The sequence below is a fragment of the Microbacterium sp. NPDC055442 genome, assembly GCF_053644215.1.
Window position 1 is genome coordinate 433,567 of the sequence record NZ_JBSHLF010000001.1, and the last position, 23,762, is coordinate 457,328.

General features: G+C 70.9%; 24 protein-coding genes and 1 tRNA gene. 12 read left to right on the top strand and 13 right to left on the bottom strand.

The genetic code is table 11. From position 1 onward, the window contains the following. Nucleotides 1-69: 69 nt before the first annotated feature. Together ACWIBS_RS02105 and ACWIBS_RS02110 are read left to right on the top strand one after the other, a co-directional pair. The gene (locus ACWIBS_RS02105) at nucleotides 70-345 is read left to right on the top strand and encodes a multidrug ABC transporter ATPase (RefSeq protein WP_376128078.1); all 276 of its coding nucleotides are present in this window, start codon (nucleotides 70-72) and stop codon (nucleotides 343-345) included. Next, nucleotides 346-2,046, top strand: a complete 1,701-nt coding sequence (locus tag ACWIBS_RS02110) for a helicase-associated domain-containing protein (protein ID WP_376128079.1) — start codon at nucleotides 346-348, stop codon at nucleotides 2,044-2,046. A gap of 43 nt (nucleotides 2,047-2,089) precedes the next feature. Here ACWIBS_RS02110 and ACWIBS_RS02115 read toward each other — a convergent pair whose 3' ends face one another. Beyond that, nucleotides 2,090-2,374, bottom strand: coding sequence for a DivIVA domain-containing protein (locus ACWIBS_RS02115; protein ID WP_376128081.1), 285 nt, complete (start codon nucleotides 2,372-2,374; stop codon nucleotides 2,090-2,092). Between the two features lie 90 nt (nucleotides 2,375-2,464). Between ACWIBS_RS02115 and ACWIBS_RS02120 the strand changes: the two genes are divergently transcribed. Then, nucleotides 2,465-4,105, top strand: a complete 1,641-nt coding sequence (locus ACWIBS_RS02120; protein ID WP_376128083.1) for a DNA repair helicase XPB — start codon at nucleotides 2,465-2,467, stop codon at nucleotides 4,103-4,105. 32 nt (nucleotides 4,106-4,137) lie between these two features. On the opposite strand, the gene ACWIBS_RS02125 is transcribed toward ACWIBS_RS02120, so the two are convergent. After that, entirely contained in the window at nucleotides 4,138-5,010 is an 873-nt protein-coding gene (locus ACWIBS_RS02125; RefSeq protein ID WP_376128085.1) for an alpha/beta fold hydrolase, read from the bottom strand. Nucleotides 5,011-5,077: 67 nt separating this feature from the next. Here ACWIBS_RS02125 and ACWIBS_RS02130 point away from each other — a divergent pair, with 67 nt between their 5' ends. From ACWIBS_RS02130 to ACWIBS_RS02145, 4 genes are all read left to right on the top strand, one after another. After that, the gene (locus tag ACWIBS_RS02130) at nucleotides 5,078-5,629 is read left to right on the top strand and encodes a TetR/AcrR family transcriptional regulator (protein WP_376128087.1); all 552 of its coding nucleotides are present in this window, start codon (nucleotides 5,078-5,080) and stop codon (nucleotides 5,627-5,629) included. Between the two features lie 203 nt (nucleotides 5,630-5,832). Then, on the top strand, nucleotides 5,833-6,525 hold the full coding sequence (locus tag ACWIBS_RS02135; protein ID WP_376128089.1) for a response regulator transcription factor: 693 nt from the start codon (nucleotides 5,833-5,835) through the stop codon (nucleotides 6,523-6,525). 27 nt (nucleotides 6,526-6,552) lie between these two features. Next, on the top strand, nucleotides 6,553-8,295 hold the full coding sequence (locus tag ACWIBS_RS02140; protein ID WP_376128091.1) for a HAMP domain-containing sensor histidine kinase: 1,743 nt from the start codon (nucleotides 6,553-6,555) through the stop codon (nucleotides 8,293-8,295). 135 nt (nucleotides 8,296-8,430) lie between these two features. Continuing rightward, nucleotides 8,431-8,718 (top strand): WXG100 family type VII secretion target, encoded by a 288-nt coding sequence (locus ACWIBS_RS02145; protein ID WP_376128092.1) that lies wholly within the window; start codon nucleotides 8,431-8,433, stop codon nucleotides 8,716-8,718. A 133-nt stretch (nucleotides 8,719-8,851) separates the two neighbouring features. Here ACWIBS_RS02145 and groL read toward each other — a convergent pair whose 3' ends face one another. The 4 genes from groL to ACWIBS_RS02165 all read right to left on the bottom strand — a co-directional run bounded on the left by groL (nucleotide 8,852) and on the right by ACWIBS_RS02165 (nucleotide 12,405). Next, nucleotides 8,852-10,471, bottom strand: a complete 1,620-nt coding sequence (groL, locus tag ACWIBS_RS02150) for a chaperonin GroEL (RefSeq protein ID WP_376128649.1) — start codon at nucleotides 10,469-10,471, stop codon at nucleotides 8,852-8,854. A 110-nt stretch (nucleotides 10,472-10,581) separates the two neighbouring features. Further along, nucleotides 10,582-11,154, bottom strand: coding sequence for a LytR C-terminal domain-containing protein (locus ACWIBS_RS02155; RefSeq protein WP_376128647.1), 573 nt, complete (start codon nucleotides 11,152-11,154; stop codon nucleotides 10,582-10,584). Between the two features lie 9 nt (nucleotides 11,155-11,163). After that, nucleotides 11,164-11,406, bottom strand: coding sequence for a DUF3263 domain-containing protein (locus ACWIBS_RS02160; protein ID WP_376128645.1), 243 nt, complete (start codon nucleotides 11,404-11,406; stop codon nucleotides 11,164-11,166). Nucleotides 11,407-11,415: 9 nt separating this feature from the next. Next, complete coding sequence (locus ACWIBS_RS02165; RefSeq protein ID WP_376128643.1) at nucleotides 11,416-12,405, bottom strand: DUF2332 domain-containing protein; 990 nt, start codon at nucleotides 12,403-12,405, stop codon at nucleotides 11,416-11,418. A gap of 263 nt (nucleotides 12,406-12,668) precedes the next feature. On the opposite strand from ACWIBS_RS02165, the gene msrB reads away from it, so the two are divergent. Together msrB and ACWIBS_RS02175 are read left to right on the top strand one after the other, a co-directional pair. Beyond that, entirely contained in the window at nucleotides 12,669-13,076 is a 408-nt protein-coding gene (gene msrB, locus ACWIBS_RS02170; protein WP_376128641.1) for a peptide-methionine (R)-S-oxide reductase MsrB, read from the top strand. A gap of 56 nt (nucleotides 13,077-13,132) precedes the next feature. Beyond that, nucleotides 13,133-13,684 carry a nitroreductase family protein gene (locus ACWIBS_RS02175; protein WP_376128655.1) on the top strand — a complete coding sequence of 184 codons (552 nt, stop codon included), beginning with the start codon at nucleotides 13,133-13,135 and terminating at the stop codon, nucleotides 13,682-13,684. Here ACWIBS_RS02175 and ACWIBS_RS02180 read toward each other — a convergent pair. From ACWIBS_RS02180 to ACWIBS_RS02190, 3 genes are all read right to left on the bottom strand, one after another. Beyond that, the gene (locus tag ACWIBS_RS02180) at nucleotides 13,681-14,652 is read right to left on the bottom strand and encodes a DMT family transporter (protein ID WP_376128639.1); all 972 of its coding nucleotides are present in this window, start codon (nucleotides 14,650-14,652) and stop codon (nucleotides 13,681-13,683) included. The genes ACWIBS_RS02175 and ACWIBS_RS02180 overlap by 4 nt on opposite strands. 1 nt (nucleotide 14,653) lies before the next feature. Next, nucleotides 14,654-14,726: transfer RNA gene (locus ACWIBS_RS02185), tRNA-Thr, on the bottom strand. Nucleotides 14,727-14,789: 63 nt separating this feature from the next. Further along, nucleotides 14,790-15,746, bottom strand: a complete 957-nt coding sequence (locus ACWIBS_RS02190) for a DsbA family protein (protein WP_376128637.1) — start codon at nucleotides 15,744-15,746, stop codon at nucleotides 14,790-14,792. A 246-nt stretch (nucleotides 15,747-15,992) separates the two neighbouring features. On the opposite strand from ACWIBS_RS02190, the gene ACWIBS_RS02195 reads away from it, so the two are divergent. Together ACWIBS_RS02195 and ACWIBS_RS02200 are read left to right on the top strand one after the other, a co-directional pair. Continuing rightward, entirely contained in the window at nucleotides 15,993-17,096 is a 1,104-nt protein-coding gene (locus ACWIBS_RS02195) for an ABC transporter ATP-binding protein (protein WP_376128635.1), read from the top strand. Between the two features lie 64 nt (nucleotides 17,097-17,160). Continuing rightward, a complete protein-coding gene (locus tag ACWIBS_RS02200; RefSeq protein ID WP_376128633.1) occupies nucleotides 17,161-18,465 on the top strand; it encodes a DUF4032 domain-containing protein in 1,305 nt (434 codons plus the stop codon). A 12-nt stretch (nucleotides 18,466-18,477) separates the two neighbouring features. Here the strand turns inward: ACWIBS_RS02200 and ACWIBS_RS02205 are convergent, their stop codons facing one another. The 3 genes from ACWIBS_RS02205 to cysS are packed head-to-tail and all read right to left on the bottom strand — an operon-like array spanning nucleotide 18,478 to nucleotide 21,550. Continuing rightward, entirely contained in the window at nucleotides 18,478-19,119 is a 642-nt protein-coding gene (locus tag ACWIBS_RS02205) for an NAD(P)-dependent oxidoreductase (protein WP_376128631.1), read from the bottom strand. Between the two features lie 5 nt (nucleotides 19,120-19,124). After that, a complete protein-coding gene (rlmB, locus tag ACWIBS_RS02210) occupies nucleotides 19,125-20,114 on the bottom strand; it encodes a 23S rRNA (guanosine(2251)-2'-O)-methyltransferase RlmB (RefSeq protein ID WP_376128629.1) in 990 nt (329 codons plus the stop codon). Next, nucleotides 20,114-21,550, bottom strand: coding sequence for a cysteine--tRNA ligase (gene cysS / locus ACWIBS_RS02215; protein WP_376128627.1), 1,437 nt, complete (start codon nucleotides 21,548-21,550; stop codon nucleotides 20,114-20,116). Before cysS ends, rlmB begins: the two co-directional genes overlap by 1 nt. A gap of 80 nt (nucleotides 21,551-21,630) precedes the next feature. Here cysS and ACWIBS_RS02220 point away from each other — a divergent pair, with 80 nt between their 5' ends. Further along, nucleotides 21,631-22,557 carry a DMT family transporter gene (locus ACWIBS_RS02220; protein ID WP_376128625.1) on the top strand — a complete coding sequence of 309 codons (927 nt, stop codon included), beginning with the start codon at nucleotides 21,631-21,633 and terminating at the stop codon, nucleotides 22,555-22,557. Nucleotides 22,558-22,563: 6 nt separating this feature from the next. On the opposite strand, the gene ispD is transcribed toward ACWIBS_RS02220, so the two are convergent. Then, entirely contained in the window at nucleotides 22,564-23,751 is a 1,188-nt protein-coding gene (gene ispD / locus ACWIBS_RS02225; RefSeq protein ID WP_376128623.1) for a 2-C-methyl-D-erythritol 4-phosphate cytidylyltransferase, read from the bottom strand. Nucleotides 23,752-23,762: the final 11 nt, after the last annotated feature.

The following is a 23,762-nucleotide window of genomic DNA, read 5'->3' on the forward strand; positions in this document are numbered from 1 at the left end:
CGGAACCGGAGCCGTCGAGACCCCACCCTCAAGACTACGGCACGGCACGACGAGAGTAGGCTGGAGCGGATGAGCACGCGACCCCCCGCCGACGACGTCCCCGCGCGTCGGATCGACAGCATTCTGGCGTTCACGGCCCTGGGCCTGCTGGTGGTGTCCATCGTCTGCTTCTTCTCGATCATGATCGGCACGGCGACGGGGCTCGAGCAGGCCGACTTCGCCTCGGGCATCTGGCCGGTCGTCACCGTCGTCGTGTGGGTCGGCCCGATCCTCGCGTTCGCGATGATCCTGTTCATCCTGATCTCGAGCTTCGTACGCAGAGGCCGCGCCAACCGCGGAGCCTGAGTGGTCTCCGATGAGCGGGGCCTCGCGACGTGGCTGGCACGGCGCGACGACACCGCGCTCGCCGAGACCTTCGCCGCGCGCGGCGTCTCACCGGGCGTCGGGTGGCACGACTTCTTCGATGCCGCCGCGGCCCTTCTCGAAGCGGCATCCGTCGACCGGGCGCTGACCACCCTGCCGCGGGCCGCGCTCATCGCCGCGGCCGCCGGCGACGCCTCCGCCGTGCCCGAGCGGCTCGCCCTGCGCGATGACGCCGGGCGCCCGTACGCCGCGGTCGAGTCTCGCCTCGCCGCCGCCGCGCAGGCGAACCCCGACGCCTTCCGCCCCTCGCCGACCCGGCCACCGACCCCGACCGCCGGCGAGGCCGCCGCCGCGGAGCGCGCGTTCGCGACGTCGGGAGCCCTCGCCGACGTTCTCCTGGCCTGCCTGCACGCCCCCCTCACCCGCACGATCGCGGGAGCCGTGAGCGCCGTGGACCGGCGACGACTGATGGATGCCGGTGCCGTCGAGTCGCCCGATGAGCTCGACGAACTCGTGGTCTCGGCCTCGATGGCCGGGCTCGTCGTCGCGGTCGACCGCGAATGGGTCGTCACCGAGGCGGGCGATGCGTGGCTCGAGGCGTCGACCCTCGAACGCTGGTCGACCATCGTGCACGGCCTCATCACGCGGATGCCCGAGGGGCTGCGCACGACTGCGGGCGGCATCGTCGACCCGCGGGACTGGGCCGACGCGTACCCGCTCGACACCGACTGGCCCGCGCGGGCGCGGCGCCTGCACACGGTCGCGCGACGCTGGGGTCTCGTCTCGGACGACGGCACCGAACCGGTCTGGACCACCCGGCTGCGCGCGGGCGCAGACCTCGACACCGCCGCCTTCGCGGCGCAGCTGCCCGCCGAGATCGATCGGGTCTACCTGCAGGCCGACCTGACCGCGATCGCCCCCGGTCCCCTCGCCCCCGCACTCGATCTGCGGCTGCGGCGCATCGCGCACCGCGAGTCGCGCGCGCAGGCGTCCACCTACCGGTTCACGGCCCAGTCGCTCGCGACGGGCCTGACCGAGGGCGAGACCGCGGCGTCGATCCGCGACTTCCTCGGCGCGCTCTCGCTCACCGGCATCCCCCAGCCCCTCGACTATCTCGTCGAGAGCACCGCCGTGCGCCACGGTCTCGTGCGCGTGCACCGTGATGAGCGGACGGGCACGACGCGTGTCGAAAGCGCGGATGCCGCAATCCTCGACGCCATCGCGGTGGACCAGGCGCTGCGCCCGCTCGGCCTGATCCCCGAGGCGGGGATGCTGACCTCGCGCGTCGCGCGCAACACCGTGTACTGGTCGCTCGCCGACGCGCGATACCCCGTCATCGCGCTCGATCCGGCGGGTTCGCCCGAGTCGCTCCATCGCGGCGCGCCCACGCTCGCCGCAGCGCCGACCCGCACCCCCGCCGACACGTACGCGGGCCTCATCGGGACGTTGCGCGACCGGCACGAGGGCGACACCGACGCCGCGTGGCTCGGGCGCGAGCTCGAGCAGGCGGTGCGCCTGCGCGCTCTCATCGAGATCACGGTGCGCCTGCCGGACGGCTCTGAGCGCGTCTTCGCCCTCGAGGCCTCGGGCTTCGGCGGCGGTCGCCTGCGCGGCCTCGACCGCGCCGCCGACATCGAGCGCACGCTGCCCGTGTCGCACATCGTGGGCGTGCGCCCGCTCTGACCTCGGCGGCGTCCCGGAGGCCCCGTCCCGCGAGGCCCCGGCCTCAGCCTGCCGCGAGGTGACGGCGCAGTTCCACGACGATCTCGTCGAGGTAGTCGTCGACCTCATCGGCGACGTAGCCGGCTCCGAACCGACGTGCCCTGAACTGCTGGGTGACGATGCCGTCGGCGGCGGCTGCGGAACCGCGCCCGGACTCGGCCGCCGCGAGCGCGTCGGCGCAGACGACGAGGAAGGCGTCGACCTCGTCCACGTCGTACAGCTCACGACGCAGACCGGACAGTCCCCGCGCTGTCGCGAAGCGCCTTCTGCGGATGTCAGAGCTGTGCATGCCGCGAGCGTATCCGAGGCGGCGGGCACGAACTCCGCCTCTTTCACCCCGACCCGCCCACCCCGGCGGGCACCGGTAGACTGGACGGCTATGTCTGACGGCCCCCTCATCGTGCAGAGTGACCGGACGGTGCTGCTCGAAGTAGCCCACCCGGACGCTGAGAACGCCCGCCACGAACTCGCGATCTTCGCCGAGCTCGAGCGCGCCCCCGAACACATCCACACCTACCGCGTCACGCGGCTCGGACTGTGGAACGCCCGCGCCGCGGGCCACGACGCCGAGGACATGCTCGCGACCCTCGACCGGTGGTCGCGGTTCCCCGTGCCGCCCTCGGTGTCGATCGACATCCGCGAGACCGTCAACCGTTACGGCCGCCTCGTCATCGACCGCACCGACGAGGGCGACCTCATCCTCAAGTCGACGGATGCCGCCGTGCTGGCCGAGGTGTCCAAGAACAAGCGCATCCAACCGCTGCTCATCGGCCACCCGTCGCCGGACACCTTCCTCGTCGACGCGTGGGCGCGCGGGCACATCAAGCAGGAGCTGCTCAAGATCGGCTGGCCCGCCGAAGACCTCGCCGGCTACACGCCCGGCACGCCGCATCCCATCGAGCTCGAAGAAGCGGACTGGCAGCTGCGCCCCTATCAGCGCAAGGCCGTCGACATCTTCACGGAGGGCGGCTCGGGAGTCGTCGTGCTCCCCTGCGGCGCCGGCAAAACCCTCGTCGGGGCCGCCGCCATGGCCGACACGAAGACGACGACGCTCATCCTCGTCACGAACACCGTCAGCGCGCGCCAGTGGCGCGACGAGCTGCTCAAGCGCACGTCGCTCACGCCCGACGAGATCGGCGAGTACTCGGGACAGGTGAAAGAGGTCAAGCCCGTCACGATCGCGACCTACCAGATCCTCACCGCCAAGCGGAAGGGCCAGTACGCGCACCTCGCACTGCTGGACGCGCTGGACTGGGGCCTCATCGTCTACGACGAGGTGCACCTGCTGCCCGCGCCGGTCTTCAAGCTGACCGCCGATCTGCAGGCCCGCCGCCGACTCGGCCTGACGGCGACGCTCGTGCGCGAAGACGGGCGCGAAGGCGACGTCTTCAGCCTCATCGGCCCCAAGCGCTTCGACGCACCCTGGAAGGAGATCGAGGCCCAGGGCTTCATCTCACCCGCCGTCTGCTACGAAGTGCGCGTCGATCTGCCCGCGTACGAACGCCTCGAATACGCCGCGGCGGCCGACGACGAGCGCTACCGCCTGGCCGCCACCGCCCCGGCGAAGATCGATGTCGTGCGCCGGCTCGTCGAGCGGCACAAGGGCGAGCGCATCCTCGTCATCGGACAGTACCTCGACCAGATCGAGGTGCTCTCAGACGCCCTCGGCGCCCCCAAGATCACCGGCGCGACGCCCGTCGACGAACGCGAAGAGCTCTATCAGGCGTTCCGCGAGGGCGAGATCGAGGTGCTCGTCGTGTCGAAGGTCGCGAACTTCTCGATCGATCTGCCCGAGGCATCCGTCGCCATCCAGGTCTCGGGATCGTTCGGATCACGTCAGGAAGAGGCTCAGCGCCTGGGACGCCTGCTGCGCCCCAAGCAGTCGGCCAACACCGCGAGCTTCTACACGCTCATCGCCCGCGACACGGTCGACCAGGACTTCGCCCAGAACCGCCAGCGCTTCCTCGCCGAGCAGGGCTACGCCTACACGATCCTGGATGCCGACGGCATCGCCGCCTGACGGTTCGCCCGCAGCATCCCCAGATCACACCCTCACGCCGCCGCGAACTCCACGATGCGCCGCGCGACGGCAGCGGGCTGCTCGTCGGCGAGCCAGTGCCCCGCGTCCGCGATCGTCTCGATCGCGACGTCGGGCATGTGGTCCTCGACGCCGGCGAGCGCATCGCGCGGCACGACCGGGTCGTCCGCGCCGAACAGCACGAGCGTCGGCATGATCGGCAGCCGATCGCGGTAACGACCGAGCACGATCCGCAGGAACACCGGCACGACGAGCTGCCGGTACTTCTTCGATCCGGCGCGCGCCTGCGCCCGATCGCGCAGATCGGCGAGATACGCGTCGATGTCGGCCGCCGACACGCCGCCGCGATGCGCGAAGGTCGCGAACAGCCACCGCGGCAGCCGCTGCCGACCGCCCCGCAGCAGCCGCGCGCCGAGCCCCGGCACGGCGAGCGCGTACTGGAACCACAGGTACTTCATCGACCCCACCATCGACCCCGTCATGCGCAGATACATCGGCGGCACCGACATCACGACGAGGCGAGAGACCCGCTCCGGATGCCGCATGGCGAGGTCCGCCGCCACGAGAGCGCCGATATCGTGACCGACCACGACGGCGCGCTCAATGCCGAGAGCATCGAGAAGCCCGAGCACGTCATCGCCCAGGACCTCGAGCCGATACGACCCGCCCGGCGCACCGCTGCGCCCGGATCCGCGCAGATCGGGAACGACCACCCGCGCGTGCGGTGCGAGCAGCGACGCAACTCCCGCCCATTCGCGCGAACTCTGCGGAAACCCGTGCAGCAGCACGATGGGGGTCCCCGCCCCCATCTCGACGACGTACAGATCGACGCCCGCGAGCGACACGGTGCGCTCGACGGCCGCGGCAGCATCCCCTGTCTCATCCATGGCGCGATCGTACTACGTTCGTAGTGCCGTGTCACTACATCCGTAGTGACACTGGTACGCTCGCCGCATGCCCAGCATCCGGGAACGTGCTCTCGACGCAGCCGTCGAGCTCATCGGGACCCAGTCGATCCGGGCACTCACGCACGCCCGCGTCGACGAGCGGGCGGGTCTGGCCCGCGGTTCGACCTCCAACCACTTCCGCACCCGCGCGGCCCTGCTCGCCGGCGTCACGCAGTGGATCGCCGACCGCGAGAGCAGCGATCTCGGCGCCGCCGCCGCACGGCCGTTCGACGACGTCGACGGCTTCGTCGACCTCTTCAGCGACGCGATCGAGCTCCTCACCGGGGTCTACGCCGTGCGCACACGCGCGCGCTACGCCCTCTTCCTCGAGGCCGCGTCCGACCCCGACCTGTTCGCGCCCCTGCACGCGCAGCGCGAGGGCCTGGCAACGTGGGCGCGGAACCTTCTGACGGCACTGGGTGCGCAGCATCCGGATGCCGCGACGCAGGCCTTCATGGCTTTCAGCGACGGCATCATCCTCCATCGCCTGAGCGTCGAGCCGGACGCCCCCGTGCGCCCGGTGGTCGCGATCGCCGTCCGCGGCTGCCTCGCCGCCTGACCGCCCGCGTCCACCGCCCACCCCGAACCGGTCGCCCTGGGCAGGACCGGCCGATTCCGCCGGAATTCCGCCTGTTCTGGCCAGAACACCCGGTGCCGACGAACGGGCTCAGGATGCCGCCGAGCTCGCGTGCGCGGGAGCGTGAAGGCGGCTCGCACACAGATATCCAGCATCCGCATCACTTCCGGTGCCAGTATTGGCCTATGACCGCACCGCGCATCCTCGTTGTGGACGACGAACCGAACATCCGCGACCTGCTCATCACGAGCCTCCGCTTCGCCGGGTATCAGGTGAAGGCCGTCTCGAACGGAGCCCAGACGATCTCGGCTGTGCTCGAAGAGGAGCCGGACCTGATCATCCTCGACGTCATGCTGCCCGACATGAACGGGTTCAGCGTCACCAAGCGCCTCCGGGGCGCCGGCTATACGGCGCCGATCCTCTTCCTCACGGCGAAGGACGAGACCGAAGACAAGATCGCCGGCCTCAACGCCGGCGGCGACGACTACGTCACGAAGCCGTTCAGCCTCGACGAGATCGTCGCCCGCATCCAGGCGATCCTGCGCCGCACGATGCAGGCCGACGAAGAGTCGGTCATCCGCGCGGGCGAGCTGACGATGGACCAGGACACGCACGACGTGCAGGTCGGCGACGTCTCGATCGATCTGAGCCCCACCGAGTTCAAGCTGCTGCGCTATCTCATGCTCAATCCGAACCGCGTGCTGTCGAAGGCGCAGATCCTCGACCACGTGTGGGAGTACGACTTCAACGGCGACGCCGGCATCGTCGAGAGCTACATCTCGTATCTGCGCCGCAAGATCGACCCGCACTCGACCGAGCCGCTCATCCAGACCAAGCGCGGCTTCGGCTACATGCTGAAGGTCGGCAAGACCACCTGATCGGTCGCACAGACGCGAGGGGGCCGCGTGGCGCACCAGACTGACCCGGTCACCCGATGGTGGCGCGGAACGAGCCTGCGCGCCAAGGTGACCGGCGTGACCGTCACGGTGCTCGCGCTGGGGCTCACCGCGACCGGTGCGGGTGCGAGCGTGTTCCTGCGCAACGCTCTCATCGTCAACCTCGAGAGCACCGTGCAGCAGGTCGCGGCGACCGAGATCGGCCTCGGGCTGTTCGACATCACGCTCAACGAGGGCGTCGTGGACGCGACCGAGAAGGAAGAGGTCCCGCGCACCGATTACCACGTGGCCCTCTACCAGTCCCTCGATCCCGGGGAGCTCGTCATCTCGGCGGGCGCGGGCGCGCCGACACCGGCGTTCCCCGCCGACTATTCGCTGCAGAAGACCCATGGCGAGGGCACCACCCCGTTCGAGCTCGCCGATCCGGAGACGGGGACGCGGTTCGTCGCGAGCGTGGCGCCCCTCGAGCTTCCGGGCGGCACGTTCGTGCCGCAGCTCGTCGCCGCCTCGGTCGCCCCCGTCAATCAGGTCGTGACGACCTTCCTCAGCATCTACTCGATCCTCGCGCTCATCGTGCTCGTGATCGGGGCGTTCGCGACGCGCTGGCTCGTGACGTTCGCCTTCCGCAGCCTCGGCCAGGTCGAATCCACCGCCATGGCGATCGCGGCGGGTGACTTCGGGCAGCGCATGACCGACATCGAGCCGACGACGACCGAGGTCGGGCGGCTCAAGACGGCCATCAACGCGATGCTCGGCCGCGTCGACACCGCGATCACGCAGCGCGATGCGACCGTGCGGCAGATGCGACGCTTCATCGGCGACGCGAGCCACGAGCTGCGCACTCCCCTCGTCACGGTGCGCGGCTACGCCGAGCTGTACCGGATGGGTGCGATCCGCAGCGAAGAAGACATCGCGCAGTCGATGGACCGCATCGAGAGCGAAGCGAAGCGCATGGGGTTGCTCGTCGAGGACCTCCTCGCGCTCGCGCGTCTCGACGAACGCCGCGACGTCGTGATCACGCCGGTCGACCTGCGACCGATCGCCCGGGATGCCGCGCTCGACGTGCGCGCGACGGCGCCCGGTCGCCGTGTCACGGTCATCGACACGACCGCCCACGAGCCTCCGCGCCCGCCCACGACGCCGCGCGAGGACATCTCTGAGAGCGAGCGCAAGCGCCCCTCGACCTCGGCGATCGCGGCGCTTCTGCGTCGCAAGCCCAAGCCCGCGCCGACCGACCCGGCGCCGGATGCATCCCCGGCCGAGCCGGCCGAACCGCCCATCGTCGCGCATCCCCCCGCGGATCCGGTGCCCATCGTGCTGGGCGACGAGAACCGCGTGCGGCAGGTCGTGACGAATCTGCTCGGCAACGCCCGGCGCTTCACGACGGCGGACTCGCCGATCGAACTGCGGATCGGAGTCGATGCCGCGGCATCCACCGGATGGGTCGAGATCGTCGACCATGGCGAGGGTGTGCCCGATCAGATCAAGGAGAAGATCTTCCAGCGCTTCTGGCGCGCCGACACGTCGCGCACGCGCGAGACGGGCGGTTCGGGTCTCGGCCTGTCGATCGTCGCGTCGATCGTCGAGGCCCTGCACGGGTCGGTCGGAGTCGTCGACACCCCCGGCGGGGGTGCAACCTTCCGCTTCTCGCTTCCGCTGGCGAAGGGACGGGATGCCGCCGAGCATCTGCACCTCGAGACGCAGCCGCTCCCCCGTCTGCCGCAGAGCCTCGCCGACGACGCCGGTCGCTGACGGCTCCTCCCCAACCGAGCCCGGGGATCATCCGTCCACCGCTCGGTCGGCACGGCCTCGGCGAGACGGACCGGGCGCCTACCGTTGCGGCAGAGCGGGCAGCATCCGGCAGCCCCGTCCGGAAGGGTTTCGTCCATGGCCGTCTTCTCCGTCGACAGCGACGCCGTCCTCTCGTCCACGACCGCCGTACGCGGCACGATCGACCGGCTGCAGGCCGAAGTCGCCGCGCTCATGGGGCAGCTGACGCAGCTGCAGGGTTCGTGGACGGGCGCGGCGTCGGTCGCCTTCCACTCCAGCGTCGAGCAGTGGCGCGCGACGCAGCGCACCGTCGAGGACTCGCTGACCGGGCTCAACGCGGCACTCGCCACGGCGGGCCGCCAGTACGCCGACGCCGAGCAGGCGTCGATGAGCCTGTTCCGCTGAACGACGAAGGGCCTCTCCGCTGGGGAGAGGCCCTTCGCTGTGAGGCTGGGGTCTCGATACGCCGCCTACGGCGGCTCCTCGACCTTGACCCATCGCGGGTCAACGCGGCTTCGCCGCATTGACCCGCGCTGCGTCAAAAGTCCATGCCACCGGTCGGGTCGGCGGGCATCGCCGGGGCCTTCTCAGGCTTGTCGGCGACGACGACCTCGGTCGTCAGGAACAGCCCGGCGATCGACGCGGCGTTCTGCAGCGCCGAGCGCGTGACCTTGGCGGGGTCGATGATGCCCTGTGCGAACATGTCGCCGTACTCGCCCGTGGCGGCGTTGAGGCCGTGACCCGTGGGGAGTTCCGAGACCTTGTTCGCGACGACGCCCGGCTCGAGACCGGCGTTCAGCGCGATCTGCTTGAGCGGTGCCTCGATGGCCACGCGGACGATGTTCGCGCCGGTCGCCTCGTCACCCGAGAGTCCGAGTTCCGACAGCGCCTTCTGGCCCGCCTGGATGAGCGCGACGCCACCACCGGGGACGATGCCCTCTTCGACGGCCGCCTTCGCGTTGCGAACGGCGTCCTCGATGCGGTGCTTGCGCTCCTTCAGCTCGACCTCGGTGGCCGCGCCCGCCTTGATGACGGCGACGCCGCCGGCGAGCTTGGCGAGACGCTCCTGGAGCTTCTCGCGGTCGTAGTCGCTGTCGGTGTTGTCGATCTCGCGACGGATCTGGGTCACGCGACCTTCGATCTGGTCGGCCTCGCCGGCACCCTCGACGATCGTGGTCTCGTCCTTCGTGACGATGACCTTGCGCGCACGACCGAGCAGGTCGAGCGTCGCGTTCTCGAGCTTGAGGCCCACCTCTTCGGTGATGACCTGGCCGCCCGTGAGGATCGCGATGTCCTGCAGCTGAGCCTTGCGACGGTCACCGAAGCCGGGCGCCTTGACGGCGACCGACTTGAAGATGCCGCGGATCTTGTTGAGCACGAGCGTCGCGAGAGCCTCGCCCTCGACGTCCTCGGCGATGATGACGAGCTCCTTGCCGTCCTGGATCACCTTGTCGACGACGGGCAGAAGGTCCTTGATGTTCGAGATCTTCTGGTTCGCGATGAGGATGTACGGGTCCTCGAAGACCGCCTCCTGGCGGTCGGGGTCCGTGACGAAGTAGGGGTTGATGTACCCCTTGTCGAAGCGCATGCCCTCGGTGAGCTCGAGCTCGGTGCCGAAGGTCTGCGACTCCTCGACCGTGACGACGCCTTCCTTGCCGACCTTGTCGATGGCCTCGGCGATGAGCGCGCCGATCTCTTCGTCAGCGGCCGAGATCGATGCGGTGGCAGCGATCTCCTCCTTCGTCTCGACCTCCTTGGCCGAAGCGAGCAGCTCGTCGGAGATGGCCGTGACGGCCTTCTCGATGCCCTTCTTGAGGCCGATCGGGTCGGCGCCGGCTGCGACGTTGCGCAGGCCTTCACGCACGAGCGCCTGAGCGAGGACGGTAGCCGTCGTCGTGCCGTCACCGGCGACGTCGTCGGTCTTCTTCGCGACCTCCTTGACGAGCTCCGCGCCGATCTTCTCGTACGGGTCGTCGAGCTCGATCTCCTTGGCGATCGAGACGCCGTCGTTCGTGATCGTGGGGGCGCCCCACTTCTTCTCGAGTACGACGTTGCGACCACGCGGGCCGAGCGTCACCTTGACGGCGTCAGCCAGCGTGTTGAGGCCGCGCTCGAGGCCACGACGGGCCTCCTCGTCGAAAGCGATGATCTTTGCCATGTCTGTCTCGTCCCTCCCGGACGTTGGCTTGCGGAATTAGCACTCAAAGGTACGGAGTGCTAACGCTCATTCTGGCACTCGACCTATGCGAGTGCAAGCCGCGCCCCGTGTCACTCGGTCGGCGCAGGCTCAGGAGGAGTCGAAGTGCGGTCGAGACCGATGACGATCGTGAGCTGCTTCGTGTCGGGATCGCCGAGCTGATACGCCTCGCTCTGCTCGATCTCGGCTCCGCCGATGACGTCGGCGAGGCCGAGGGCAGCGGCCTCGTCGTCCGCGTCGAGATAGAAGACGGTCGTCATCGTGAAGTCGTCGCTGCCGGCGCCGCTGGCCAGAACGCTGTCGGCGGGCCAGCCCGCGGCGACCACGACGTCTTTCAGCTGGGTCGCCAGCCCCTCTTCGGGCGTCGCGTTCAAGACGTTGACGGCGTAGGTCGTGTCGATGACCGGCTCGATCTGCACGGTCGGCTCGGGCGTCGGCTCCGGCGTGGGGAAGAGCTCGATGCGCCCCGATGCGAGCAGCGTGCCGAAGATCCCGATGACGATGAGCACGATCGTCGCGAGGACGGCCCACAGCAGCACGACCCAGCCGCGCATGCGGGGGTTCTCGGCGCGATGGGCGCCCACGCGGCCCACTTCTGCCGGGATGTCATCGAAGCGATCCCGCGGGAAGGTCGATTTCGGCACTCCCCGATGCTACCCGTCCGCGCGACGAAGCCTCGCGCGCTCACGCGCGTCGCGCAGACGCCGGAGCCGCTTCACGAGCATCGGATCGTGGGCCTGCGCCTCGGCCGTGTCGAGCAGGCGACCGAGCAGCTGGTAGTACCGGGCGGGTGAGATGCCGAGGTCGGCCCGGATCGCCTCTTCTTTTGCGCCGGCGTGCCGCCGCCACTCCGCCTCGAAATCGAGGAGGGCGCGGTCACGGTCGCTGAGGGGCACGCCTTCACGCTAACGCGCCGGGGCCGCTGCGCCCGCGCGCCACTCCACGCTCCGCCCGAGCGGATCGACCGCCGCCAGCGGCACGCCGTCGCGGCCGAGCACGAAGCCACCCCACGTGGCCGGGTCGATCGGCGGATGCCACGCATCGTGCAGCCCCGGCGGATCGATCGTCACCCACACGGCCTCGAGGCGCTGCACGATCTCGATGAGCCGGTCCAGGCCGCGGCGTGGGATGTGCGGCAGCACACCGGGCGTCGTGACGACGACGCGCGCGCCCTCCGGAGCCCGGCGGACGACCCCCTCCAGCACGCCCGGCTCGGTCGCATCGCCCCGCACGAGCAGCGGCGGATCGGCCGCGACGATATCCAGCGCCGCCGTGATCCGCTCGGCGCGACCGGTTTCGCCGGGCCACACGAGGGCCGTGAGGAAGCGGCGATCGGCCGGATGCGCGGCATCCTTCGGATCCAGGTCGATGCCCGCGCGCCACACGATCTCGGGCAGCCGCAGCGGCGGACCGCCGTTCAAGGCCGACGCGAGGACGACGGCCGACTCCCCCTCGGACGGGTCGAGGTCCGGACCGCCGTCGTAGCGGTACGAGTACCGGTCGGGATACAGACACAGCCCCGCGCTCGCGCCCACTTCGACGAGGGCGATCGGGCCGTCGATCGTGCTGAGCGCCGGCAGGAGCGCGGCGCAGCGCAGGGGTTCGTTGGTCTGCAGACGGCGACGGGATGCCTCGGCGACGAGGTCGTCGGCGTGCTCCGCGACCCACGCCGACCACTCGGCGAACGGCTTCTCGGGGGCGCCGAGCATCCGCGCGACGGCGAACACGAGGGGCGGCTGCCGCCGGGTCTCGGGGATCCGCGCGAGGATCGCCGCGGTGGGCGCGTCGCCCGCGACGCCGGCCGCCCAGTCTTCGTACAGCGCCGATCGCCCCCGCGCCTCGGTCACGGCGAACCGCGCGTAACGATCGGCGGTGGCGGCGGCATCCGGATGCATGTCCTCATTCTCGCGGGGACATCACGAGTCGCGCGCCGACCCCCGACCTTCCTCCCGACCTCCGAAGTCCACGACGTTCGGAATCTCGCACCAACCCCGGAATCTCGCGCCAACTCCGGATCCATCACGACCCGCACTCCGAACCTGGCCCCGACCTCCGAAGTCTGTGAGGCGTCAGTCGACGGGGTGCCGCGCCGCGTCATGCGAAGGAACAGTGGAGCGCGGACTGCGGTTGAATGAACAAGAGCACCGAGGAGGACGACATGGCGTACGAAATCGACAAGAGCGACGAGCAGTGGCGCGCAGAGCTGACCCCCGAGCAGTACGCGGTGCTGCGCGAGGCGGGCACCGAGCGCGCCTGGACGGGCGAGCTGCTCGATGAGAGCCGCGCGGGACTCTACGCGTGCGCGGCGTGCGGCTCGGAGCTGTTCCGCAGCGGCACGAAGTTCGACTCGCACTGCGGCTGGCCGAGCTTCTACGAATCGGTCCGGCCCGAGGCCGTCGAGCTGATCGAGGACAACAGCCACGGCATGGTGCGCACCGAAGTGCGCTGCGCGACGTGCGGTTCGCACCTGGGACACGTGTTCCCCGACGGCTTCGGCACCCCCACGGGCGACCGGTACTGCATGAACTCGCTGTCGTTGTCGTTCGCCCCCGAGGGCGAGGCGTGACGGCCCCCGCACCCTCTCCCCCCGCCGCGGACGCGGCGCGCGGAGCCTCGGGGCGCGTGGGCCCGGCCCTCGAGGCGGTGCGCGCGCGTCGCTCGTGGTCGAAGGTCACCGACGAGGCTCCGACGCACGACGAGCTGCTGACGCTCGTGTCGGCCGCCGCCCGCGTCGCCGACCACTCGTCGCTGCGTCCGTGGCGGCTCATCGAGCTGCGCGGGCCCGACCGCGAGCGCCTGGGCGCGGCGCTGGCCGAAGCCGCCGGCGATGACGAGCCGTCGCGCAAGCCGCTGCGCGCACCCCTGCTCATCGCGGTCGTCGCGAGCTACCGCAAGAGCCACAAGGTGCCGCGCTGGGAGCAGGAGGCCGTCGCGTCGGGGGTCGCGCACATGCTCAGCCTGCTACTCGATGACGCGGGCTGGGGCGTCATCTGGCGCACGGGGTCGCACACGCGCTCGAAGCCGGTCGCGAAGGCGCACGGCCTGGGAAAGCGCGAAGAGCTGCTCGGCTGGCTCTACGTCGGCGGCAAGCCCTCGGCGAAGACGGGCAGTCGCCGCGAGGTCGATGCGCGATCGCTCATCTCGCCGATGCCGACGGGCACGAAGAAGTCCTAATCACGTCCGCGCCGCGGCCGTCTCCACGGCGCGACGGCGACGATGACCGACGCCAGGGCGATGCCCACCATGATGCTCACCTGCAGGATGCCGGGGGCATCGGCCGCCGGCCACAGCGCGTCGAGCACGACCGACGTCACGAGCTGACCGACGACCGTGCCCAGGCCCAGCAGCAGCACCCCCGTGTGCGCGACGAGCGCCGCCGACAGGAAGATGTAGACGACCCCGAGCGGCCCCGCGATGTAGAGCCACGGCTCGGTCGGAAACGCCCGCGGCGGTCCCGAGACGATGCCGCTCACGATGGCCGCCACGACGAGCACGAGCGTTCCGCCGATGAAGTTCACGAGCGTCGCCGTGAGCGGCGTGCCGACGCGCTGACGCAGTCGGCCGTTCGTCGCCTGCTGCCACGCGATCCCGACTCCCGCCAGGAACGGCATCACGATCATCCACAACGGGATGCCGCGCACGCCGTCGCCGACCAATGACACGCCGACCGCGACGAGCGCGAGGAGCCCCCCGAGCAGGCGCGGGATCGTGACGGCGACGACGCCGGCCGGCCCGAAGCCGAGCCGGTCCAGGACGAGCCCGTTCACGGCCTGTCCCGCGACGACGCCCACCGTGAAGAGGGAGACGCCGATGACGGCGACCGCGAGGCCCTGCGTGGCGACCGTCAGGGCTCCGGCGGCGCCGCCCACCAGCATCCACCAGGGAATCGATCGTCCGCGCATTCCCGCGACGAGCGTGCGGAAGCCCCGCCTGCCCTGGGGAAGCGCGGCGGAGAGCACGATGGCGAGCACGAGCCCCGTGCCGAAGGACACGCCGCCCGCGAGAATTCCATCGTCCAGGCGCATGCCGAGGACGCCGTTGATGCGCGCCTGCACGGCTGTCAGTGCCCCGATGAACGCGGCACCGGCGAGCGCGATCCAGACGGGCAGACGTCCACCGCTGCCACGGGAGTCAGCCGTCACGAGCCGGCTGCGGGACTTGAACCCGCAACCCCCTGTTTACAAGACAGGTGCGCTGCCAATTGCGCCAAGCCGGCGAAGTCACCCATTCTATCGGGATGCCGCGGGCTACTCGGTCGCCGATGAGCGACCGCCGCGGGTCACTCCGCCGGGGTCGCGGTGGGAGTCGGCGTGGGGGTCGCCTTGTAGTACGCGTCGCTCGCCATCGTCAGCACGAACTGCGCGAACTCCTTGGGGTCATCGAGCGCTCCGACGTAGGGCGCGCCGTTGACGAGCACCATCGGCGTTCCGGTGAGCGCGACGCCGTCGGTGTCGGGCAGTCCGGACAGAGCGCGCTCGGTCGCGGCCTTGGCCCACGCGGCGAAGGACTGATCCTGGATGCACGCGCGCACGACCTTGGGCGAGTCGACACCGCTCGCCTGCGCGATGTCGGCCAGGACGACATCGGTGAAGCCGTCGGAGTCGAGCTCGGGCTGCTGCGAGAGCAGCGCGTGGTTGTAGGCGAAGAAGGTGTCGCGCGAATGCGTCGCGACGCACGCCGCCGCACTCGCGGCACGCAGCGAGTACTTCGTGCCGTTGGACTTCGCCGTGAGCATCGCGACGGGGTAATAGGTCAGGTCGGCGGCACCCTCACCGACCCATTTGGACAGCTGCGGGGCGTTCGCGAGCTGGAACTCGCGCGAACCCGCCGAAAGGTAGTCGACGTAGACGCGGATGTCGACGACGGACTGCTCGGTGGGCTCGGGCGTCGCCGTCTCGGCAGCGGTCTCTTCGGGCTCGGCGCCCTCGTCGGCCGCGGGAGTCGGCGTCGGGGTCCCCGACGTGGGCCCGCCCGTGTCGGCGAGACCCGTGGCGCTGGTGACGAAGAAGCCGTCGTCGGCGACGTTCGCGGGGCTCAGCTGAGGCTTGGATGCCGCCGAGCCGACGGCCCACGCCACGACGACGGCGGCGATCGCCACGATGGCGACGACGGATGCCACGACCGACAGGGCCCGCAGGCGTCGCGTGCGCGCCTGGCGCGCCTGCACCTGCTGCGCCTTTTCGCGCACGGCATCACGACGTTCGCTCGGGGCGTTCGAAGACTCGTCGCTGGACATGGGACCTCTCGGGGCGGTGCGTTTCGGCCGGTATCGGCGGGGGCGCGCCGCGAGAAGGACGGGGGCTTCACCACGATCGGGCCGAGGACGATGCTAACCAGCCACCCTGGGAAATGACCAGAAGCGGGCTCGGCAGACCCCGTGGCATACTGGCCGTGCGCCCATAGGCGGGCGCGCGGGATAGCTCCCGCTCATCCATCACTACGGATCGTCCGGCACGTACCTGCCGGTGAAGGAGAAGAAAGCATGGCGTCCGTCACGTTCGACAACGCAACCCGCCTGTATCCCGGGGGCACGCGCCCCGCCGTGGACAAGCTCAACCTCGAGGTCGCCGACGGTGAATTCCTCGTCCTGGTCGGTCCATCCGGCTGCGGAAAGTCCACCTCGCTGCGCATGCTCGCGGGCCTCGAAGAGGTCAACTCGGGTCGCATCCTGATCGGCGACCGCGACGTCACCGATGTTCCGCCGAAAGACCGTGACATCGCGATGGTCTTCCAGAACTACGCGCTGTACCCGCACATGACCGTCGCCGAGAACATGGGCTTCGCGCTCAAGATCGCCGGCATCGGCAAGGAGGAGCGCGCGACCCGCGTGCTCGAGGCCGCGAAGCTGCTCGACCTCGAGGAGTACCTGACCCGCAAGCCGAAGGCCCTCTCGGGCGGTCAGCGTCAGCGTGTCGCCATGGGCCGTGCCATCGTGCGTCAGCCCCAGGTCTTCCTCATGGACGAGCCGCTGTCGAACCTCGACGCGAAGCTGCGCGTGCAGACGCGCACGCAGATCGCGTCGCTGCAGCGCCGACTGGGCGTCACGACCGTCTACGTCACGCACGACCAGACCGAGGCCCTCACGATGGGCGACCGCATCGCGGTCCTCAAAGACGGCCTGCTGCAGCAGGTCGGCAGCCCGCGCGACCTGTACGAGCGCCCGAACAACGTCTTCGTCGCCGGCTTCATCGGCTCGCCCGCGATGAACCTGTTCCCCTCCGACCTCGCCGAGGGCGGCGTGCAGTTCGGCACCGAGGTCGTGCCGCTGGACCGCGACACCGTCGGCCGCGCGCACGGCAGCCAGGTCATGGTCGGCGTGCGCCCCGAGGACATCGAGGTCGGACCCGCCGACGGTCGTGGCCTCAGCGTCGTCGTCGACCTCGTCGAAGAACTCGGCGCCGACGGCTACCTCTACGGCCACGCCGAGATCGCCGGCACGCGCACCGACATCGTCGCGCGCGTCGACGGGCGCAACCACCCCGACGCGGGCGAGACGGTGACGCTCGCGGCCAAGCCCGGCCACGTGCACGCGTTCGACCTCGAGACGGGCGACCGTCTCAACGACACGGTGACCGCCTCGATCTGACATTCCACGGCAAAGGCGCGGGCGGTCACAGCGACCCCCGCGCCTTCGCTTACTCGGAGGACCTGTGCCCGACGCCCTCAGCATCACCGCGAGCTCGGTCGACCCGGCCCTGCTCGAACTGCCCTGGGCCACCCCGCTCGCGGACTGGCCCTCGAGCGCCATCGTGTCGCTGCCCAAGGGCCTCTCGCGTCACCTCGTGCGGTTCTCGAGCCTGTCCGGCCGTGTCGTCGCCGTCAAGGAGACGACCGAGGAGATGGCTCGGCGCGAGTACGACATGCTCGGCAACCTCGCGCGGCTCGATGTGCCGTGCGTCACGCGCGTCGCCGTCATCGCGGGCCGGTCGACTCCCGCGGGCTCGCCCCTGCCGGCGGCCCTCGTCACGGCGCACTTGCGGTTCTCACTGCCTTATCGCGCGCTCTTCACGCAGGTGCTGCGCCCCGACACCGCGACCCGCCTCGTCGACGCGCTGGCGGCGCTGCTCGTGCAGCTGCACAACGTCGGCTTCTTCTGGGGCGACGTCTCGCTGTCGAACACGCTGTTCCGCCGCGACGCCGGGGAGTTCGCGGCGTACCTCGTCGACGCCGAGACGGGCGAGCTGCATGAGAGCGGACTGACGCGCGGACAGCGGGAACACGATCTCGACGTCGCGCGCACCAACATCGCGGGCGAGATCATGGACCTCGAGGCCGGCGGCCGTCTCGAGGGCGGCGTCGACGCCGTCGCGATCGCCGACGGCATCGTGAGCTCGTACCGGGCGCTGTGGAACGCCCTGACCGAAGCCGAGACGTTCCGCGCCGACGAGGCCTGGCGGATCACGGAGCGCGTGCGACGGCTCAACGATCTCGGCTTCGACATCGGCGAGATGTCGATCGAGGCGACGAGCGACGGCACGCGGGTATCGATCAGACCGAAGGTCGTGGATGCCGGACACCACCAGCGCCGCCTGCTCCGGCTGACCGGGCTCGACGTCGAAGAGAACCAGGCGCGGCGCCTGCTCAACGACCTCGACGAGTTCAGCGCCCGCATCTCGCGGCTCGGCGCCGATGAGGAGATGGTCGCCCACGAATGGCTCACGCGCGTCTTCGAACCGGTCGTCAAGGCGATCCCGTGGGACCTGCGCGCCAAGCTCGAGCCCGCCGAGGTGTTCCACCAGGTGCTCGAGCACCGCTGGTACATGTCGCAGGCGCAGGATCGGTCGACGCCGCTCGCCGAAGTGCTCGCGAGCTACATCGACACCGTGCTGCGCCACCGCCGCGACGAGGCGACCGTCATGGGCCCGCCGACCGAGACGATGGCGATCCCCGTCATCACGGCCGCGATCCCGCTCGACACCGGAGACGACGGGGTCGACTGGCGCGACCTCGTCTGACGTCCGGCGCGGTCAGTAACCCACCGTGAAGCGCTCACGGCGGTGCTTCGGGTTCTCGATCTCGTCGAGCACGGCCACGCCGAAGTCGGCGCCCGAGATGAAGGACTCCCCCGCGGCATCCGTCACGAGGACGTCACCGCCGTCGCGGTACTCACCCGTCCGCTCGCCCGGAGCCCACGACCCGAAACCGCCGGCGGGATGCACGTAGAACCAGTCGCGCGACGCGGGCGTGGTCTGCAGGTCCTCGAGCACGCCGATCGCCTCGAGCGCCTCGGGCTTGTACTCCTCGGTGAACGAGGGCTGGTCGACGAGCCGCTCGCCACCGGGGGCGATGAGGCTGCCGCCGGCACCGCCGACGACACCCACCCGCACCTCATCGGGAAGATCGGCGACCAGCTGCGCCATCGCCGGACGCACGTTGCCGAGCATGTCGCCGCGGGCGGCGACGGCCGAGACGACGACGTCGACGCCCTGGATCTCGGTGATGAGCGTCGGCACATCGAGCAGGGTGCCCTCGATGTAGGTGGCGCCGTCGACGCGGTCGGACGGAATCGTGCGGGCGACCGATACGACCGTGTGCCCGCGGCGCACGGCCTCGGCGACGATGTTGCTGCCGGCGTAGCCGGTCCCCCCGATGACGGCGATGCGAGCCATGCAGATCAGTCCTTTCCTGCGGCGCGCAGCGTCGCGATCTGGTACAGCGCGACCGAGGCCGCGATGCCGGCGTTGAGTGATTCGGTCGCCCCCGAGATCGGGATCGACACGACCTGGTCGCACGTCTCGGTGACCAGGCGCGACAGTCCCTTGCCCTCGGAGCCGACGACGACCACGACGGGCCGGTCGGCGAGCTCCAGCGCGGGCAGCGAGACGTCGCCGCCGCCGTCGAGGCCGAGCACGAACACACCCTGCTTCTTGAAGTCCTTGAGGGTCGTCGTGAGGTTCGGGGCGAGCGCGACGGGGATGCGCGCGGCGGCGCCGGCACTCGTCTTCCACGCGGCGGAGTTCACGCTCGCCGAGCGACGCTGCGGCAGGATGATCCCCTGCCCGCCGAATGCCGCCGTCGAGCGGATGATGGCGCCCAGGTTGCGCGGATCGGTGATGCCGTCCAGTGCGACGAACAGCGGCACCGCGCCGGTGTCGATGACGTTCTCGAGCAGGTCCTGCGGGTGCGCGTACTCGTACGGCGGCACCTTGAGGGCGACGCCCTGGTGCACACCGTCGAAGCCCGCCATGCGGTCGAGCTCGGGACGCATGACCTCGAGGATCGGGATCTCGCGATGCGTCGCGATCGAGAGCATCTCCTTGACGCGGTCGTCCATCTCGACGCGCTGCGCGATATACAGGGTCGTCGCGGGGATCTTGGCGCGCAGCGCCTCGAGCACCGAGTTACGGCCGGTCACCGTCTCGGTGTCATCGGCCGACTTCGACCGCGACGTGCGGTTCGTGCTGCTCGTGCGCGGCTTGGGCTTGCCGCCCGCCGCTGCCAGCCGCTCGGCCGCGGCCTTGCGCTTGCCCGCGGGATGCCACGCGCGTTCTTCGGCTTTGGGTGTCGGTCCGCGACCCTCGAGGGAGCGCTTGTTCTTGCCGCCCGTGCCCTTCGTGGGGCCCTTGCCGCCCTTGCTCGCGCCGGGGCGCCCTGGCTTGGCCATCAGTTCTCCTTCTCGGGCGCGCGCTCGATGCTCCAGCGCGTGCCCTGCTGTGTGTCTTCGAGGGCGATGCCCGCCGCCGCGATCGCGTCGCGGATGCGGTCGGCCGCCGCCCAGTCCTTCGCCGCACGAGCATCCTCGCGCTGCGTGATCATCGTCTGCACGAGGGCGTCGAGCGCCGCCGTCTCCGCCGTCGTGCCGGTGTCGCGCCACTGCGGGTCGAGTGGATCGAGCCCGAGGACCCCGACCATCCGGCTCACGTCCGTCGACGCGCGTGCTGCCGCGGTGCGGTCGCCGGCGTCGAGCGCCGCGTTCCCGGCGCGCACGGTCTCATGCACGACGGCGAGCGCCTGCGGCAGGCCCAGGTCGTCGTCGAGCGCGTCGGCGAAGGCCTGCGGCACGTCTGCCGCAGCGGTCCCGTCGTCGGCCGCCCCGAGCACGCGCTCGGCGCGTTCGAGGAACGTGCGGATGCGACCGAGCGCCGCGTCGGCTTCGTCGAAGGATGCCTCCGTGACGCTGAGCGTCGAACGGTAGTGCGCCGCGGCGAGCGCGTAGCGCACGACGAGCGGGTCGCGATCGCGCAGCAGGTCGTCGGCGAGCACGAAATTGCCGAGCGATTTCGACATCTTCTGGTCGCCGACGGTCACGAGGCCGTTGTGCACCCAGTACCGCGCGAACGCGTCGCCCGCCGCGGTCGACTGCGCGAGCTCGTTCTCGTGGTGCGGGAAGCGCAGATCGAGCCCGCCGCCGTGGATGTCGAACGACGGTCCGAGGTAGCGGCGCGACATCGCCGAGCACTCGATGTGCCAGCCGGGGCGTCCGGGGCCCCACGGCGAATCCCACGTCGCCGACGCGGGCTCGTCGGGCTTGCCGCCCTTCCAGAGGGCGAAGTCGCGCGGGTCGCGCTTGCCGCGCGGATCCGCGTCGGTCGCCGGCTCCATCGCATCGAGCGACTGGTTCGTCAGGGCGCCGTACTCGGGCCACGAGCGCACGTCGAAGTAGACGTCGCCTGCCGCTGCGGCATCCGTCGACGCGTACGCGTGCCCCGCCGCGATGAGGCGCTCGATCAGCTCGGTCATCTGCGGAATGGATGCCGTGGCCCGCGGCTCGTACGTCGGCGGCAGGATGCCGATGGCCGTGTAGGCACGCGTGAACGCGAGCTCCATGCGGTACGCCAGCGCCCACCACGGCTCGTCGGGCGACGCATTCGCGAGCACCTTGTCGTCGATGTCGGTGACGTTGCGCACGAACGTGACGCGTCCGTAGCGGTGCGCCAGCCAGCGCCGCAGCAGGTCGAAGCTCAGCGCCCCGCGCAGATGGCCGATGTGCGGGCCCGACTGCACCGTCGGACCGCAGACGTACATCGTGACGTTCCCCGGGTCCTCGGGGGTGAAGTCACGCAGCGTTCGTGCGCGCGTGTCGTAGAGCCGGATCGTCACTGCGCCAGCCTACCGGCCGCGCCGCAGAGGCTCGGGGCAGCGCGGCGAGACCGGGCGCCGGGAACCGATAGAACTAGAGAGTGCATGTCCTCGCCGTCCTCGCCGCCGCCGTCCTGTTCGGCACGATCGGAACGGCGAAAGCCCTCGGTCCCGAGGGCGCGACGGCGCTCTCGGTCGGCATGGTCCGGATGGTGCTCGGCGGCATCGTGCTCGCCGTCATCGCCTTCTCGCTCGCGGTGCGGCACGCGCGCCGCGATCCGCTCGCCGCACGGCCCCGGCTCGGAGTGCGCCCGCTCCTGCTCATGGTGCTCACGGGCGCCTGCCTCACGGTCTTCCAGCCGCTGGTGTTCCTGGGCATGGAGCGCAACGGCGTCGCGGTGGGCACCGTCGTCGCCCTCGGGGCGGCGCCCATCCTCGCCGGTCTGATCGAATGGGCCATGACCCGGCGCCGGCCCACCGCGACGTGGCTCACCGCGACGGCGGTGGCGACCGTCGGCGTCGTGCTGCTCGGCTTCGGCGGCGACGCACGCAGCGACGGCGGCACCGACCCGATCGGCCTTCTGGGCTCGCTCGGCGCCGCCGCGGCGTTCGCCGTCATCGCCAACGCGCAGCGTCGACTCCTCGACCAGGGGTGGGACCCCTTCACGGTCGTCGGCTCGATGGGCGCGAGCGGCGCCGTCCTGAGTGCCGCGGTGCTGCCTTTCGTGAGCCTGACGTGGCTCGGTTCCGCGGCGGGCTGGGCTCTCGCCCTCTGGCTCGGGATCGCCACGATCGGCGTCGCCTACACGCTGTTCACGTGGGGGCTCAGCGGGCTCACGGCGGCGACCGCGGCGACGCTCACCCTCGCCGAGCCCCTGACGGCCAGCATCCTCGGGATCGTCGTGCTGGGCGAACGGCTCTCGCCCCTCGCGGTCGGGGGGCTGGTCGTGCTGGGGTTCGGTCTCGCGCTGCTCGCGTGGGGTTCGCGCTCGCCGCGCGACGTGCGTCCGTTCGCCGTCGAAGGCTGACGCGGCTCACACCGGAACGACGAGCGCGACGGCGAACGCCGCGACGCCGTCGCCGGCACCGGTGAAGCCGAGTCCGTCGGTCGTCGTGGCGGCGACCGAGACGGGAGCACCGCCCAGCGCCGCCGACAGCACCGCTTCGGATTCGGCGCGTCGGGCCGCGAAGCGCGGACGGTTGGCCTGCAGCTGCACCGAGACGTTGCCGATCCGCCAGCCCGCCTGCTCGAGCAGGTCGCGCGTGCGGGCCAGGAAGACGTCGGCGTGGGCTCCGGCATACTCCGGATGCGACGTGCCGAAGTGCGTCCCGATGTCGCCCAGCCCCGCGGCCGACAGCAGCGCGTCGACGATCGCGTGCGCCGCGGCGTCTCCGTCGGAGTGCCCCGAGAGCGCGCGTTCCCCCGGCCACTGAAGCCCCGCGAGCCAGAGCGAGCCCTCCCCGCCGTAGCCGTGCACGTCGGTTCCGATCCCGACGCGCGGCATCGCGACGGCGCGCCCGGCCGGAGGCGGCGGAGTGACGAGTGCGCGCGCGCGGTCGAGGTCGGCGGGCGTGGTGATCTTGAACGCGATGTCCTCGCCCGCGACCGCGGCGATGCGGTGTCCTGCGGCGGCGAAGAGCGCGGCGTCGTCGGTGAAGTGCTCGGATGCTGCCGCGTAGACGGCGTCGAGCAGGTCGCGCCGGAATCCCTGCGGCGTCTGCGCCGCGCCGAGCTGCGACCGGTCGACGGCCGCGACGATCTCGTCGCCCGTGACGCGCTTGATGGTGTCGACGACCGCGAGCACGGGGATGGCGGCCTCGGCGCCGCCGTCGATCGCCGCGACGACGCGTTCGAAGACCGCGGGCGGGGTGAGCGCGCGGGCCGCGTCGTGCACGAGGACGATCTCGACGTCGGCCCAGACGGCCGCGAGGCCGGCCGCGACGGAGGCCTGGCGCGTCTCACCACCCGTCACGACCGAGACGAGGTCGCGCGCGTCGTCGAACGCGGCGCGGGCGTCGGTGAGCGCCTCGCCCTCGCGACCGGACGGTGCGACGACGACGATCTGGGCGCCCGCGAGGCCGGCGACCCGGTCGAGCGCATGGCGCAGGATCGTGTGCTCGTCGAGACCGACGAAAGCCTTCGGCGCCGAGGCACCCAGTCGCGAGCCGGAACCGGCCGCGACGACGATGACCGCTACGCGGGGGACGGGCGTGATGTTCACGCCGTCACGCT

Bases quoted from the DNA above. Each gene is read 5' to 3' on its own strand.
- ACWIBS_RS02195 (WP_376128635.1), top strand. From the start codon at position 15,993: ATGGCGTCCGTCACGTTCGACAACGCAACCCGCCTGTATCCCGGGGGC.
- ACWIBS_RS02135 (WP_376128089.1), top strand. From the start codon at position 5,833: ATGACCGCACCGCGCATCCTCGTTGTGGACGACGAACCGAACATCCGC.
- ACWIBS_RS02105 (WP_376128078.1), top strand. From the start codon at position 70: ATGAGCACGCGACCCCCCGCCGACGACGTCCCCGCGCGTCGGATCGAC.
- groL (WP_376128649.1), bottom strand. From the start codon at position 10,471: ATGGCAAAGATCATCGCTTTCGACGAGGAGGCCCGTCGTGGCCTCGAG.
- ACWIBS_RS02120 (WP_376128083.1), top strand. From the start codon at position 2,465: ATGTCTGACGGCCCCCTCATCGTGCAGAGTGACCGGACGGTGCTGCTC.
- ACWIBS_RS02190 (WP_376128637.1), bottom strand. From the start codon at position 15,746: ATGTCCAGCGACGAGTCTTCGAACGCCCCGAGCGAACGTCGTGATGCC.
- ACWIBS_RS02145 (WP_376128092.1), top strand. From the start codon at position 8,431: ATGGCCGTCTTCTCCGTCGACAGCGACGCCGTCCTCTCGTCCACGACC.
- ACWIBS_RS02165 (WP_376128643.1), bottom strand. From the start codon at position 12,405: ATGCATCCGGATGCCGCCGCCACCGCCGATCGTTACGCGCGGTTCGCC.
- ACWIBS_RS02130 (WP_376128087.1), top strand. From the start codon at position 5,078: ATGCCCAGCATCCGGGAACGTGCTCTCGACGCAGCCGTCGAGCTCATC.
- ACWIBS_RS02115 (WP_376128081.1), bottom strand. From the start codon at position 2,374: ATGCACAGCTCTGACATCCGCAGAAGGCGCTTCGCGACAGCGCGGGGA.
- ACWIBS_RS02205 (WP_376128631.1), bottom strand. From the start codon at position 19,119: ATGGCTCGCATCGCCGTCATCGGGGGGACCGGCTACGCCGGCAGCAAC.
- rlmB (WP_376128629.1), bottom strand. From the start codon at position 20,114: ATGGCCAAGCCAGGGCGCCCCGGCGCGAGCAAGGGCGGCAAGGGCCCC.
- ACWIBS_RS02125 (WP_376128085.1), bottom strand. From the start codon at position 5,010: ATGGATGAGACAGGGGATGCTGCCGCGGCCGTCGAGCGCACCGTGTCG.
- msrB (WP_376128641.1), top strand. From the start codon at position 12,669: ATGGCGTACGAAATCGACAAGAGCGACGAGCAGTGGCGCGCAGAGCTG.